Origin of the sequence: Candidatus Pantoea communis, from assembly GCF_011752685.1 — a bacterium.
GTDB lineage: Bacteria > Pseudomonadota > Gammaproteobacteria > Enterobacterales > Enterobacteriaceae > Pantoea > Pantoea communis.
The window spans coordinates 1-12,277 of record NZ_VWXC01000042.1; the positions used below are offsets into that span (position 1 = coordinate 1).

The following is a 12,277-nucleotide window of genomic DNA, read 5'->3' on the forward strand; positions in this document are numbered from 1 at the left end:
TATAAAACATTAACCTGGGATCGGGGAGCTGAAATGACCAGCCACACCCGGTTTACTGTAGAAACAGACATCCAGATTTACTTCTGTGATCCTCAATCTCCCTGGCAACGTGGCTCAAATGAAAATATGAACAGGTTGCTAAGACAATATTTTCCAAAGGGAACTGACTTATCGGTTCACAGTCAGCAGAGACTAAACAGCGTTGCCAGGCAGCTCAACGAAAGACCGAGAAAAACGCTAGAATATGAATCACCCGCAGAACGGTTCAGTAAGTGTGTTGCGTCCATCAGTTGAACTCACAGCCAGAAGCAGACGTTGCAAACGAATTTCTATATTAAATATTGGAAGCCGTCACTGATGGAACATTATGTTAGATTCATTAGTTAAAAATGAATCGAGGATAGCGAATGTTCAGCATTTCATAAGTAGATACAAGTAATTCTGATCTGGCCTTGCTGGTCAGCGAGCTCGATGCCTTTCAAAGCCAGCTGTATCCGGTAGAAAGTAATCACTGTCTGGATTTTTCAACAGTCAGTAACGAGCAGCTCCGGTGCATTATTGTAAACGACTATGATGGTCTACCTGCGGGTTGTGGTGCTTTACTATTTCAGGCTGACGGCTCAGCCGAGATTAAGCGGGTTTATATTCGGCCGGAATACCGGGGCAGGAAGCTCGGAGAGCAAATAGTCAGTGCAATCGAGTCGATTGCTTCAGAAAGGAGTACGCGCATACTACGTCTTGAAACAGGGATTTACCAGCAGCCGGCTATAAGACTTTATCGTAGATGCGGTTACGAGATATACGATGCATTCCCTCCGTATGCGCCAGATCTGTTGAGTATTTTTATGTACAAAGAGCTTACGTAACTTCAATTTGCTATAGCTCCAGGAGAGGCCGAGTCAGCACTGTTATGATAAAAGAGAGTGTCCGGGCTGTTGTGCCTAAAACCTGACGGAGCAGAAATGAGAACGCAAAAGCGATGCATGGGATACGTAGCGATAGTGGTCGATGACTACGACCGCGCGATTGAGTATTACACCGAAAAGCTGGGCTTTACCTAGGTTAAGGACACGCCGCAGCCAGGCAAACGCTGGGATCTCTACCAGAACGCGCTGCCCTGACATCTCTGAGGCTGCGCTAGTCCGGCGCGTAGCCGAACTCTTATGATAATCAGAATGCCCGCGCATTAATGATAGCAAACCTGTAAAACACTCAGTTACAGGCTCTTAGGTTTATCGGAGAGGCTTTTTCATTGAAGGTGAAGTGTGAGCCACAAAACCATTACGTTCATAAAATGGTATCGCCTGCTGTCGAGCATCAAGAAACACGAAATTCATATCCCTGCTTTCTGATTCAGTGGTGGCAAAATCCAGCAGTTTTTTCCCTATCCCCGAACTTCTTGATGCCTCATCTACGACCAAATCATCAATATGGAGATGTGATCCTCTGGCCAGAGTATGAACGGGGCGGAAGCCCATCAGGCCAAGCATTTTCTCAGCGCCAAATGCGCCAACAAGCTCATAACCGTTCATGGTCTGAATTCTAACGCTTTCAATAAACTTCTCTTTGGAAATATTCCGGAGCTGTGAAATCAGACTGTAGGCATGATCCCATTCAAGCGGCAGTAATTTTCTGATCGAGATGTACATAGTGCCCTCATTTCCAATTAGGTTTCTGATTATATAGGCGTATGGGGCATGATTCGCAATAAGGGGTGATGTCTAATGTGGCAGAACTTTCCGGTCGCCATCATTTTGACGTCCGCTCCTCGCTCATAGCTGCCTTAGGGATTGCCAATGGTGCCTGAGTGCTAAAGCGGACATTGTTGACATCAAGACATACTACTTTTCAAGGAGAAGATCAGCCCCCACACATTAGAACTGGTAGTGATCAGGTATCTGCTGCGTGGTCAAACCAGAAGAGTTGTTTCCAGGGGTAATTAAGTTTTTGTCTTTATGCATTTGGACAGCCGCTATAAAAATCTTGGTTATGCTTATAAGCACTGGAAGATACCAGTAATTAAAAGGAGTAACAGCATGAAAAAATTGCCATTAGCTTTACTGGCCGCCAGCCTTCTCGTGGTATTCAGTTCACAGGCAGAAGCAAAGGGGTGCGTGAAAGGTGCGGTTGTTGGGGGGGTAGCAGGTCATGTCGCTCATCATGGTGTTGCAGGAGCAGCGGCCGGGTGCGCAGTAGGCCATCATGTGGCCAATAAAAAACAAAAAGAAGATAAATCCACACAGCAAAGCCAGAAATAACCAAAAGCAATATTAAACCGAACTGCTGCGCGTAAATTCACACAACGCTGTCAGCCATGTCTACAGACACTGATTATCAACTTTCTTTTGATATACGGGGACGCCGTTCCCCGGATAACACAACGATTCTTTGCGATAGATTTCCAGTCGCTCAATGAAGTGCTCACTTAAATTTTCTGACTGCTGGCGCCCTGCCTCTGCCCGGGTCACCGGCAGACTCAGACGCTCTCCTGACGCGGCTCAATCCACGTTAATAGGGTTGCGCTCTTCTCGGGACCGGGCTGCAGAGTTATGTGACATGATGAACCCTCCGGATAAAGGTTTACCGCCTATGCTGAATAGCAGGAGGTGCTTATGTGTGGACGTTTTGCGCAATACAACAGCAGAAATGATTTTTTCGAAGCTCTGGGCATTGGCCCGGAGGAATTAACCTACGACGCAGAGCCCATCGGCCGTTATAACGTGTCTCCGGGCACGAAGGTCCTGTTACTTAATGAGCGCGACGGCGATCTGAAGTTTGACCCCGTGTACTGGGGCTATGGTCCGGAGTGGTGGGATAAGCCTCCGCTCATCAACGCCCGCAGCGAAACAGCTGCGACAGGGCGTATGTTTAAGCCTTTGTGGGAGCATGGCCGAGTTATTGTCCCGGCATCCGGCTGGTTTGAGTGGAAAAGAGACGGCGACCAAAAACAGCCCTATTTTATTTATCAAAGGGACAAAGAACCGTTGTTTTTTTTGGCCATCGGGAAGCCGCCTTTTGATCGGGAACACGGGCAGGAGGGTTTTGTCATCGTCACCGCTGCCAGCAATCAGGGCATGGTGGACATACACGATCGCCGCCCTCTTGTCCTCAGGGCAGACGCGGTCCGGGAATGGCTCAGTCAGGACACTTCACCGGCGCGGGCTGCTGAAATTGCGCATGACAGCGCGCTGCCTGAAACCGACTTTACCTGGCATCCGGTAGCGACAAAAGTCGGCAACGTTCACAATCAGGGGCCTGACATAATCCATTGCATTAATGGCAGCTGACAGGCGCCGGTACGGGCTACAGTTTATTTACCCCTGGTGAATAAGGATAAGATAATCCCGTACCGGCAACGGTTAATTTAGCACAGCGGCGCCCTGTCGCCATCGCCCGGTGCGGCATCGTCTGATTCGGTCCGCGTCCAGATGGCCTGACGGGTCAGCCAGAATCCGGATGAATGAAACACAATCCCCAGTTGCTCAGCCAGCGTCTGCGTCACCGGCAGTCGCCCCGCCAGAAAAGCCCAGGCTATATCGCTGTCCAGCCCGCTGCGATCACACAACTGCGTCACGGAGATATCATGCTCAGTCAGCAGATAAGCGAGAAAGCGTGCGGGAGAGGTATGGCCGTCCATAGATTACCCCGGGAGGTTATGAAGAGATTTCGTCCAGATTAATGCGCTCCGTCCGGTCTGCACAACGGGTCCGGAAAAAATACCTGCATTCAACTGCCAGAACCCAACGCTCGCCGCAGTCACGGCTGAGGCGTACCGCAGCTGCGCGAGGAACGAACAGCCGTGTCGAGGAAGCGTCACGTCACCGATGCCCGCAAAGACTGCTTACGCTCCGGTGCCGGGATTAGGAAAGAAAGATAAAGGAGCCCGACTGCGGAAAGCCAGGCGGCTGATGTACAGCCCGGAAACGCTTACGTACGTTGCCCGGGCCCGGTATCAGCATAGATGCCCGATGAGTGTGCGGCGGAAAATATTTTTTCTCCGCTCTCAGCCACATAAATCCGTTTCCGGACGTATCTGCCGGACTGCCTCTTGCCAGATAAATGCCACTCAATAATACTGTACATATAAACAGTGTTCTCAGAGGAGGATTTTATGCACCAATTACATACAGCACCCACCCTAACTCCCGCAACGTCTGCCGGGAGTTTACAGTGAAACCGGCAGCGTACAGCCCCGGCCTGATGCTGCTCTGGTCCCCCATCTTTACGCCGCGCGTACGGGTCCCGCTGTTCGCAGACCCGTGTGCCGCCGGATTCCCATCCCCTGCACAGGACTACGTCGAGTCCGAGCTCGACCTGAACGAACTTTGCATCCGCCGGCGCGCCTCAACCTTCTTTGTGCGCGCCAGCGGCAGCAGCATGGAAGGACTGGGGTTGTATGACGGCGACGTTATGGTGGTTGACCGGGCCGAGGAGGCAGCGCACGGCGATGTCGTGATAGCGGAGGTCAACGGGGAATTCACGGTCAAACGCCTGCAGCTGCACCCCCGCCTCGCCCTACTGCCCATGAATCCGGCCTACTCCACCATTTACCCGGAGGAGCTGCAGCTGCTCGGCGTGGTTACCTGGTTCTTCAACAGCACGCGTGCGCGCCGGAGGTAACCATGCCCATGTTCGGACTGGCCGACGTCAACTCGTTTTACGCCAGCTGCGAGGCGCTGTTTCGCCCGGACCTGCGCGGTAAACCAGTAGTGGTGCTCAGCAACAACGACGGCTGCGTCATTGCACGCTCAGCGGGCGCGAAGCTTCTGGGCATAAAAATGGGCGCCCCGTGGTTTCAGATAAAAAATGAGGAATATTCTGAGAAAATACATGTGTTTAGCTCAAATTACGCCTTATACCACTCTATGTCGCAGAGGGTCATGACGGCCCTCGAGGAGCTGACGCCAAAGGTCGAGCAGTATTCGATTGACGAGATGTTCCTCGACATAACCGGCATCGATGGCTGCGAAGACTTTGAGCACTTCGGGCGGCGCCTGCGCGCGCACGTGCTGGCCACAACCGGACTGACAGTCGGTGTGGGCATGGGCCCGACCAAAACGCTGGCCAAAAGCGCGCAGTGGGCGAGCAAAGAATGGAAGCAGTTTAAGGGCGTGCTGGCGCTGACCACGGGCAACCCGAAGCGTACCGCGACGCTCCTGCAGAATCAGCCGGTGGAAGAAATCTGGGGCGTCGGCAGGCGCATCGCTAAGAAGCTGAACATCATGGGCATTGAAAATGCCCTGCAGCTGTCGCGCGCTCACCCTGCCCTCATCCGGAAAAACTTCAGCGTGGTGCTGGAGCGCACGGTGCGGGAGCTGAACCGCGAATCCTGCATTCCGCTGGAAGAGTTCGCGCCCGCAAAACAACAGATCGTCTGCTCGCGATCGTTTGGCGAGCGCATCACGTCAAAATCAGCCATGCAGCAGGCGCTCTGCCAGTACGCTACGCGTGCGTCTGAAAAGCTGCGCGGCGAACGTCAGTTCTGCCGCCGCGTCGGAATCTTTATCCGCACGTCTCCTCACGCTCCCGGCGAGGTGTTTTACGGTAACAGCGCCGGCGAGAACCTGAAAATGCCCACTCAGGACACCCGTGACGTTATTGAAGTGGCCATGCGCAGCCTGGACCGCATCTGGCTGGAGGGGCGCCGCTACATGAAAGCCGGGATCATGCTTGATGACTTTACGCCAAATGGCGTCAGCCAGCTGAATCTGTTCGACGAGGACGGCCCGCGGCGCAACAGCGCGCAGCTGATGAAAGTGCTGGACGGTATTAACCAGTCCGGGCTTGGCAACATGTGGTTTGCGGGTCAGGGATTAAATACGGAATGGAAAATGAAACGGGAGATGTTGTCACCGGCATGGACCACGCGCTGGAGTGACATTCCCGTGGCGCGCGTTAAATAGCCACGCGCAGACAGCTAAAGCTGGAGCTGATGCCTGCCGTCACCCTGCCCTCTCAAGAAAATCAATGCCAGAATCCATCCACAATATACAGAGGCTTGCCTGGTTTCTTACCGCTGAAATAACTACCGCGTGGCAACTTGTCACCACTTGAAAGTTGACGAATCCAGTCTTCAAAAGCAGGGAGACGCCGACGGTACCCCCCCTTTAACATGTCGGCTGACTGAGTAAACCCATGCAAGTTTACTCTATACCCGAGCGTCTGCTGCAATAGACCCTGTATTCCCATCTTTGTGCTTTTTTTTTGCTGTATTCTTCAGCGTGAGCTGTTTTTCTTCCAGGTATCATTGGCCATAAATGCCGCACGCGACACGCAAGCGCCCCACAGTAGCTGCAGGCTGATTTTTATCAACTCACTGGCGTGCGGCATGAAGAAGAGAGGCACGATAAATACCGCACTCAGCAGGAATCCCCATTCAGCAGCACTTTTTCTGTCTTTTCCATCAAGCTTTCTAAGCCCCATAAATCCCAAAATTAAATTGATCAGTCTGTTCATTGTGACCTTCAGATTCAGTGCCCCCAATATTTTCTCAAATGGCTTGCAACTTTATAGCCAGTAGATTAATCAGGGGATCGCTTTTAATCGTTCCTTTTCAGCCAGTCATCAACAAGGAGGTTGATTACGTCTGTTATAGAAGTACCTTTTCTGGCGCAAGCAGCCTTGAATCTTTGGTGCTTTTCCTCATCAAAATTGACGTTTACACGCTTAGCTTTTCCAGTCACAACTGGAGTGGTGACTACATTTTTAAGATCTCTGTTTTCACCAAAAGTCATTTTCTTATTACTGCTGCTATGAGCCTTTTCAAGCGCCATGTGACTCTCCACGGAAAAATTTAACTCAGTATCTGAGTATCTGAGTATCTGAGTATCTGAGTATCTGAGTATCTGAGTATCTGAGTATCTGAGTATCTGAGTATCTGAACATTTGAGCATACGAATCTCAAATCAAATGAGTGCATGAGTACATGAGTGCAATTAACACTCATTTGGGTAAATACTCAATCACTCAACACTACTAACTATCTCTTTTGTAAGGATTTCTATCTCACCCTTAGCTGCGCCATCATTGGATTCAAACACACTGTCACCATCGAGAATTGATTTTATATACACTTGTCGCTGAGTTATTGCAGTGCGAAAACATTTGACACCGGTATCCTTAATGCTTTCTTTAAGAACATTGAGCATAGTTGCCTGCTCGATTTTTCGAGTGATCAGGAAACGGGCTTCAACTTTTCGGCTATATGCTTGCGCTTCAAGCACCGTAACAACACTGCCAGCTGCAGAGAAATCTAAAGGACTTGGAGTAACAGGAATTATGACTAGATCGCTAACCATCACGGCAGCAGAGGTGATTACGGAAAGCGAACCAGCACCGTCGACGATAACGTAATCATACTCAGCAAGATCTTTGCGGATTCCGTAAACGTCTTTTTCTGAGGCAGCTGTATATACATCGAATGTTGCTTTGTCAGACTTACTCCAGTTTGTCAGGCTCATCTGGGGGTCTGTATCAACTACAGCAATATTGTACCCGCTCCTGGCCATAGAAGTGCTGACATTGATAACAGCTGTCGTCTTACCAGAACCACCTTTTGGGTTCAGAAAAGAAATAACCTTCATATTAGATAATCCCAACGTTAAAACTCAAATGAAGCTATGAGTAAATGAGTATAGAGATTTAGAGCGTATGCTTAAAGAGCTTTTACACATTAACTCAAAAACACAAATGAGTATAAACTCACAAATCACCACTATGTTATTGATAAAAGGAAGAAACGCAATTGTAAAAACTCATTTGAGTAAAAATGCATATGAGTTTTTATTCAAATGATGTTCCGAAAATGCAGGCATCCATAAACGAAACACAAATTTACGAGCCCTACCCAGTGTCATCCTTCCTCAGCATCGCCACAGCCTCATTGCCCGGGATCTGAAACTGCACCCGGTGCCGCGCCGCGACGTCCAGCGCAAACACCCGCATATAAATCTCCGTCGACTTCGCGCTCTTGTGGCCGAGCAGGCTCTACAGCGCCTTGAGCGGCGTGCCGGCGTACAGCATGTGCATGGCGTATTTGTGTCAGAAGGTGTGCAGGGTGACCGGCACCGAGAAACTGACTCCCTCTGACGCCGCAGCTTCAGCGGCCACGTTCAGCCAGGTGTGCGCCGTGTGATCGGCGATGTCCCACAGCCGCACCCGCTCCGTGCGCCCCGTGTTTTCGCTGCGGCGCTCAATGAGTATGCGCAGGGTGGTGATCATCATCTCCAACTGCGTGACGTACTGCGCGTCGGACAGTGGAACCAGCCGTTGGGGCCGGACGCCGGCGGCGCGGCGTCCGGCCCGGTGCTCTGCCTTATCCCCGCGCTGCTTGAGCGTGGCCAGCTGCACTAACGGGTACTGCTGACGCAGCAGAAAGTCCCCCTCTCGTGAGCGCAAGCGCCTCGCTGATGCGCGCGCTGGTGTTCCAGAGCGTGGTGAACAGCATTTTGCGCCGCAGGTCAGGCATGAAGTGGAGCAGGGCGCTGACCTCCGGCGCCAGCAGGTATCTCGGCAGGTCATCGACAAGCGCGGCCATCTGGCGCAGGGCCAGAGCCGCGGGATAGTCAATGGTGATCGGCAGCTGGGCCGGATGTAACTGGCCCGGAACCCGTAAACGTAGTATCTGGCAGTATCAGTTTTTCGTTCGGGACGGCGGCCTCTGAATGCCTTTTTCTTTCCTGATGCCACTTTTCCATAAGCACCTGCTGTGCTGACCAGGGGGAGCTGTTAAGACGGATTTTGGTAAATTTAACCGACCTCTGTAGCCGTCTGACTAAGAAAAGAGCTTTCAGCCCTAGGCAGGCATACTGATATTAGCGCTCTCTGACTCTATTAAGATGATGAAATGAGTGGTCCATTCCGGATGAAGCGGCCACGAATCTGTCAGCCTCTTTCTGCAGGACAGCCAGCTCGCGGATGCTGTACATCAGTCGGTAGGGAAGGGCATGCCAGCCACCGTCACATCGGAGTAATCGAGGACGGGACTGGAGACCTGAGGGCTTTTATCTCCGGAGGTATACCCTAGCGACACCAACGTTTTTCATCTCTGATCTCGCATATGGAACCACCTATGTGATACCCTTATTTGAAATAACACCTAAATGATTCTTTTGGAGTTCAGATGTACGTTTTCGGTTATCTCCGCGCATCTACTTCAGAACAGGATGCTACACGAGCAAAGAAAGCACTCAGGGATTTTGCCCTGATGCACAACAAACGTGTTGCCGGCTGGTATGTTGACAATATCTCGGGGACTACGATGAACCGGCCTGAGCTGCTCCGTCTGCTCGATGACGCAGAGCCAGGTGACGTTATTCTGATTGAACAGGTTGACCGGCTTTCCAGGCTCGATGATGAAGGGTGGAACATACTGCGTAGGCAGATTGCTGACAAACAGCTGTCAGTCGTTAGCCTCGATCTCCCTACCAGCTACCTTGCCCTGAACAACTCAGTGACCGACAGCTTTACACACAGCATGCTTAAAGCCATAAATGCCATGATGCTGGATATGCTGGCCGCTATATCCCGTAAAGACTATGAAGACCGGCGGCGTCGTCAGGCAGAAGGAATCGTTAAAGCCCGCGAGCAGGGCAGATTCCGGGGAAGGGTAGCGGACCTCGCAAAACATGAGTTGATCCGTAACCTGAGAATCACTCAGGAGAAATCGATTAACGAAACGGCCCGGCTCGCTGGCGTCTCCCGGGCCACTGTTATTCGTGTTTGCAGACAGGCTGGCCATGAAGGGAAATCGTAATGAGTGCAGACCTGATTATCAGTGAACACCCCGTTCTTGCTACCTGCGGTATTTTCAGCATAGAAAGAGATTACGGGGGATTCGGCGACAGAATCTGCACCTTTTCAGTCGCTCTTCGTGATGGTAAAAACGCGTGGATGAAAATGTCGCTGCGGCATGATTCAGATAAATGGATAGTGATTGTACGAAAGCGTCCGTTCCTGGATGCCTGGGCCCGCTCCCGACAGGAGCGTCAGCTCTCAACCGGCGATGAGTCCGCCTGGAGAGACGATTATAAATTTCATCATGCTGAAAAAGGGTTCTCGCACGGGCGTGACAATCCCGTTCAGCTGGCATGGTGCGATGCGCATTATGAAATAGACAGAGGTCTGCCCGTGCTGCATACAGTTTTTACAGATGGCATCACGCGCACCATCTGGCTTCTGGCCAACGGCGCCGAAATATTTCCTGTCAGCGTGTCCTCAGAGAAATGCGCCCGTCTTCTTTTCCGGGGCGCTGGCGACAGAAAGACACAGCCGGTCTCAGTCGCATATCTGAAGTCGCTGTTAATGTAACGTTCGGTTGAAACCGGTCATTATTTAAGGACCGGAATATCTAGGAGTCGGGTCGTATATCCGGGTGAGAATATTTCGCGTTTCATGCGCTGCGTAGTCTTCACTGGTACAATGTCTTGATCATAGATAGAGGCAGAGATATGAAAATAACTAAAGAGAAAGTCAAAGTAGCGCTGATTTCCGCTGTTTTATTAATTTGGCCTTTTTTGTTCCCCCCACTGGTTGAGCACTTTTATGCTGATGAACCCGGCGGTGTTGGGCCACAGCCTTATACCCTGTTTATGCCTCTGGTTTATATTATATCAGCTTTCCCCTTTTTGATGGGTTGTTACTACCTGTATGATTTAATAAAAACCTGTATACCTAAATGAAGGTGGATAAGCTAAATGTAGTGGCTCAACCCAATTTTTTAATTTCAGTAATAACCAGTAAACACGTTTCCTACCGGGTTGACCGGCAGCCATGAGCGAGGAGCTTACATTGAGGTAATGTTAGCCGACTTCAACACAAGCGCGCCTTGATGTGCATCGCGGTGACAATCTGGACAGAGTGCATTAGCATTTACAAAATGAGTCTTTGGAGTTGCCTCCACTAAAACGGGTACGGTTAATTTATTGCCATATTCACAGACATAATCGACAGGAAATTTTACGGCATAACTTGAAGCAGACAGGCAGAGTATAAGATAGGAAATGCGTTTCATCTCAATTTCCTGTGAGTAATTAGTGATCACTACTTCATTAAATTACCGATAAAATAATCTTGCCGAAGCGTATAAACGGAATATCGCTTAGTGACCTGCATCACCATTTCAGAAAGTCTCATTAAAACCTGCTCTTTTTTTGTGCTCTATGGACAATCCCACTATATCTCCCATCAGTTTTTTCTGGTTTACTTATGTAATCGATTTCATAAGCTTAAGGATTAGTCTGTGAAAGCACATTATATGAGCACCCTGAATTCGGCCCTACTCAATTATAATATCAATAATGTCAGTAAGATACGCATTGGTCGTGATGATGGAATTACAATTTTCCAAAACCTCGAAGGATTAATCGGACTGACTATTGTGATTGAGGGAACAGAAAACAGTCTTGTCCACTTTTACAGAAAGGGTATTAATCGTAGTCATCCCGAGAAACTGTATCGATCAGAATGCCTGTACTCAAGACGTGAAAACTTTGAGTATCAAGATTGGCTCTTCCGCACGGTCACGGACGAATTCACCGAGAGCACTGAATCACTTGAGCAGCTGTTAAAGAGAGCATAAAAAACACCCGCACATGGCGTGATCTGCTCCCGTTCTTCAACATAGATCGTTATTAAGAACTTCCGCTTCTGGCACAAAGCGGACCGTAAACAGGCGAATGTCCGATTTGAGCGATAAGCGGACCCTCAGGCTCGAATTAAGCATGAGGTTATTATATAGCTGCGATATATCAGAAGGGGCAGCCAGCCGGGCTGTCTGATAGAACTCAGCTAGATCCAGACATCGCTTTCAGCGGTGCGTTCCCCTCCCTCATGTCCGGTATTCAGCACACCACAGGGTTCTATCATCATCATTTTTACCGTCGTTTGGGCTGACGTTTTATGTTCTACACCTTTTGGTACAACGTAGATTTCTCCCGGATTAACGAGGACGTGACTTTCGCGAAAATCGATACGCAATACGCCCTCCACTACAAAAAAGGCCTCGTCGGTTTCAGGATGAGAGTGCCAGATGAAGTCGCCCGCTATTTTCACGATTTTGAACTGGTAATCGTTCATCTGCGCAATGACTTTTGGCTGCCAATGGGTGTCGAAAAGAGAAAATTTTTGTTCCAGATTTACCGGTAAAGACATGGGGGTGCGGACGATTTCCTGGACTCTCAGGAGATAAGTTATGTATTCCGAAGCGGATCGCCTTCGTGCAATCGAGCTGTACTTTAAATATGGCAAAAAGATCGTAGCCGTTGTTCGTGAGCTGGGT

Annotated in this window: 17 protein-coding genes and 3 pseudogenes; 12 read left to right on the forward strand and 8 right to left on the reverse strand. The window is 50.1% G+C overall.

The window, feature by feature from the left end; genetic code table 11:
* The 3 genes and pseudogenes from F3J37_RS27275 to F3J37_RS27285 form a co-directional block, all read left to right on the forward strand.
* Window positions 1–294, forward strand: a 294-nt coding sequence (locus F3J37_RS27275) for an IS30 family transposase (protein ID WP_166936740.1), incomplete at its 5' end; no start/stop codon positions are given.
* Window positions 295–446: 152 nt separating this feature from the next.
* Window positions 447–866, forward strand: coding sequence for a GNAT family N-acetyltransferase (locus F3J37_RS27280; RefSeq protein WP_166936762.1), 420 nt, complete (start codon window positions 447–449; stop codon window positions 864–866).
* Between the two features lie 96 nt (window positions 867–962).
* Window positions 963–1,058: pseudogene (locus F3J37_RS27285) on the forward strand (VOC family protein); the annotation flags it as partial.
* A gap of 174 nt (window positions 1,059–1,232) precedes the next feature.
* On the opposite strand, the gene F3J37_RS27290 reads toward F3J37_RS27285, so the two are convergent.
* Window positions 1,233–1,649, reverse strand: a complete 417-nt coding sequence (locus F3J37_RS27290) for a GNAT family N-acetyltransferase (protein ID WP_166936742.1) — start codon at window positions 1,647–1,649, stop codon at window positions 1,233–1,235.
* 387 nt (window positions 1,650–2,036) lie between these two features.
* Here F3J37_RS27290 and F3J37_RS27295 point away from each other — a divergent pair, with 387 nt between their 5' ends.
* Together F3J37_RS27295 and F3J37_RS27300 are read left to right on the forward strand one after the other, a co-directional pair.
* A complete protein-coding gene (locus F3J37_RS27295) occupies window positions 2,037–2,258 on the forward strand; it encodes a hypothetical protein (RefSeq protein ID WP_166936744.1) in 222 nt (73 codons plus the stop codon).
* A 354-nt stretch (window positions 2,259–2,612) separates the two neighbouring features.
* Window positions 2,613–3,287: an SOS response-associated peptidase family protein gene (locus tag F3J37_RS27300; RefSeq protein WP_166936746.1), complete on the forward strand. Its 675-nt coding sequence runs from the start codon at window positions 2,613–2,615 to the stop codon at window positions 3,285–3,287.
* Window positions 3,288–3,364: 77 nt separating this feature from the next.
* Here the strand turns inward: F3J37_RS27300 and F3J37_RS27305 are convergent, their stop codons facing one another.
* Window positions 3,365–3,637: an XRE family transcriptional regulator gene (locus tag F3J37_RS27305; RefSeq protein WP_166936748.1), complete on the reverse strand. Its 273-nt coding sequence runs from the start codon at window positions 3,635–3,637 to the stop codon at window positions 3,365–3,367.
* A 563-nt stretch (window positions 3,638–4,200) separates the two neighbouring features.
* On the opposite strand from F3J37_RS27305, the gene umuD reads away from it, so the two are divergent.
* On the forward strand, window positions 4,201–4,620 hold the full coding sequence (gene umuD / locus F3J37_RS27310) for a translesion error-prone DNA polymerase V autoproteolytic subunit (RefSeq protein ID WP_166936764.1): 420 nt from the start codon (window positions 4,201–4,203) through the stop codon (window positions 4,618–4,620).
* An 8-nt stretch (window positions 4,621–4,628) separates the two neighbouring features.
* A complete protein-coding gene (gene umuC, locus F3J37_RS27315) occupies window positions 4,629–5,903 on the forward strand; it encodes a translesion error-prone DNA polymerase V subunit UmuC (RefSeq protein WP_166936766.1) in 1,275 nt (424 codons plus the stop codon).
* A 313-nt stretch (window positions 5,904–6,216) separates the two neighbouring features.
* On the opposite strand, the gene F3J37_RS27320 is transcribed toward umuC, so the two are convergent.
* From F3J37_RS27320 to F3J37_RS27335, 4 genes and pseudogenes are all read right to left on the reverse strand, one after another.
* On the reverse strand, window positions 6,217–6,456 hold the full coding sequence (locus F3J37_RS27320) for a hypothetical protein (protein ID WP_166936750.1): 240 nt from the start codon (window positions 6,454–6,456) through the stop codon (window positions 6,217–6,219).
* 83 nt (window positions 6,457–6,539) lie between these two features.
* Window positions 6,540–6,773, reverse strand: coding sequence for a plasmid partition protein ParG (locus tag F3J37_RS27325; RefSeq protein ID WP_100701399.1), 234 nt, complete (start codon window positions 6,771–6,773; stop codon window positions 6,540–6,542).
* Between the two features lie 189 nt (window positions 6,774–6,962).
* On the reverse strand, window positions 6,963–7,583 hold the full coding sequence (locus F3J37_RS27330; protein WP_166936752.1) for an AAA family ATPase: 621 nt from the start codon (window positions 7,581–7,583) through the stop codon (window positions 6,963–6,965).
* A gap of 259 nt (window positions 7,584–7,842) precedes the next feature.
* Window positions 7,843–8,536: pseudogene (locus tag F3J37_RS27335) on the reverse strand (tyrosine-type recombinase/integrase).
* 585 nt (window positions 8,537–9,121) lie between these two features.
* On the opposite strand from F3J37_RS27335, the gene F3J37_RS27340 reads away from it, so the two are divergent.
* The 3 genes from F3J37_RS27340 (at window position 9,122) to F3J37_RS27350 (ending at window position 10,679) form a co-directional block, all read left to right on the forward strand.
* Window positions 9,122–9,754, forward strand: coding sequence for a recombinase family protein (locus F3J37_RS27340; protein ID WP_166936754.1), 633 nt, complete (start codon window positions 9,122–9,124; stop codon window positions 9,752–9,754).
* Window positions 9,754–10,308, forward strand: coding sequence for a plasmid fertility inhibition factor family protein (locus tag F3J37_RS27345; protein WP_240154190.1), 555 nt, complete (start codon window positions 9,754–9,756; stop codon window positions 10,306–10,308). The genes F3J37_RS27340 and F3J37_RS27345 overlap by 1 nt, the downstream gene beginning before the upstream one ends.
* 140 nt (window positions 10,309–10,448) lie before the next feature.
* Window positions 10,449–10,679, forward strand: coding sequence for a hypothetical protein (locus tag F3J37_RS27350; RefSeq protein ID WP_166936756.1), 231 nt, complete (start codon window positions 10,449–10,451; stop codon window positions 10,677–10,679).
* 104 nt (window positions 10,680–10,783) lie between these two features.
* Here the strand turns inward: F3J37_RS27350 and F3J37_RS27355 are convergent, their stop codons facing one another.
* Window positions 10,784–11,011, reverse strand: coding sequence for a hypothetical protein (locus F3J37_RS27355; RefSeq protein WP_166936738.1), 228 nt, complete (start codon window positions 11,009–11,011; stop codon window positions 10,784–10,786).
* A 228-nt stretch (window positions 11,012–11,239) separates the two neighbouring features.
* Between F3J37_RS27355 and F3J37_RS27360 the strand changes: the two genes are divergently transcribed.
* Window positions 11,240–11,578 carry a hypothetical protein gene (locus F3J37_RS27360; protein ID WP_166936758.1) on the forward strand — a complete coding sequence of 113 codons (339 nt, stop codon included), beginning with the start codon at window positions 11,240–11,242 and terminating at the stop codon, window positions 11,576–11,578.
* 209 nt (window positions 11,579–11,787) lie between these two features.
* Here F3J37_RS27360 and F3J37_RS27365 read toward each other — a convergent pair whose 3' ends face one another.
* Window positions 11,788–12,150 carry a cupin domain-containing protein gene (locus tag F3J37_RS27365; protein ID WP_166936760.1) on the reverse strand — a complete coding sequence of 121 codons (363 nt, stop codon included), beginning with the start codon at window positions 12,148–12,150 and terminating at the stop codon, window positions 11,788–11,790.
* 40 nt (window positions 12,151–12,190) lie between these two features.
* Here F3J37_RS27365 and F3J37_RS28065 point away from each other — a divergent pair.
* Window positions 12,191–12,277 (forward strand): annotated as a pseudogene (locus tag F3J37_RS28065) (sulfite reductase); the annotation flags it as partial.

Bases quoted from the DNA above. Each gene is read 5' to 3' on its own strand.
- F3J37_RS27290 (WP_166936742.1), bottom strand. From the start codon at position 1,649: ATGTACATCTCGATCAGAAAATTACTGCCGCTTGAATGGGATCATGCC.
- F3J37_RS27295 (WP_166936744.1), top strand. From the start codon at position 2,037: ATGAAAAAATTGCCATTAGCTTTACTGGCCGCCAGCCTTCTCGTGGTA.
- F3J37_RS27300 (WP_166936746.1), top strand. From the start codon at position 2,613: ATGTGTGGACGTTTTGCGCAATACAACAGCAGAAATGATTTTTTCGAA.
- F3J37_RS27305 (WP_166936748.1), bottom strand. From the start codon at position 3,637: ATGGACGGCCATACCTCTCCCGCACGCTTTCTCGCTTATCTGCTGACT.
- umuD (WP_166936764.1), top strand. From the start codon at position 4,201: ATGCTGCTCTGGTCCCCCATCTTTACGCCGCGCGTACGGGTCCCGCTG.
- umuC (WP_166936766.1), top strand. From the start codon at position 4,629: ATGTTCGGACTGGCCGACGTCAACTCGTTTTACGCCAGCTGCGAGGCG.
- F3J37_RS27320 (WP_166936750.1), bottom strand. From the start codon at position 6,456: ATGAACAGACTGATCAATTTAATTTTGGGATTTATGGGGCTTAGAAAG.
- F3J37_RS27325 (WP_100701399.1), bottom strand. From the start codon at position 6,773: ATGGCGCTTGAAAAGGCTCATAGCAGCAGTAATAAGAAAATGACTTTT.
- F3J37_RS27330 (WP_166936752.1), bottom strand. From the start codon at position 7,583: ATGAAGGTTATTTCTTTTCTGAACCCAAAAGGTGGTTCTGGTAAGACG.
- F3J37_RS27340 (WP_166936754.1), top strand. From the start codon at position 9,122: ATGTACGTTTTCGGTTATCTCCGCGCATCTACTTCAGAACAGGATGCT.
- F3J37_RS27345 (WP_240154190.1), top strand. From the start codon at position 9,754: ATGAGTGCAGACCTGATTATCAGTGAACACCCCGTTCTTGCTACCTGC.
- F3J37_RS27350 (WP_166936756.1), top strand. From the start codon at position 10,449: ATGAAAATAACTAAAGAGAAAGTCAAAGTAGCGCTGATTTCCGCTGTT.
- F3J37_RS27355 (WP_166936738.1), bottom strand. From the start codon at position 11,011: ATGAAACGCATTTCCTATCTTATACTCTGCCTGTCTGCTTCAAGTTAT.
- F3J37_RS27365 (WP_166936760.1), bottom strand. From the start codon at position 12,150: ATGTCTTTACCGGTAAATCTGGAACAAAAATTTTCTCTTTTCGACACC.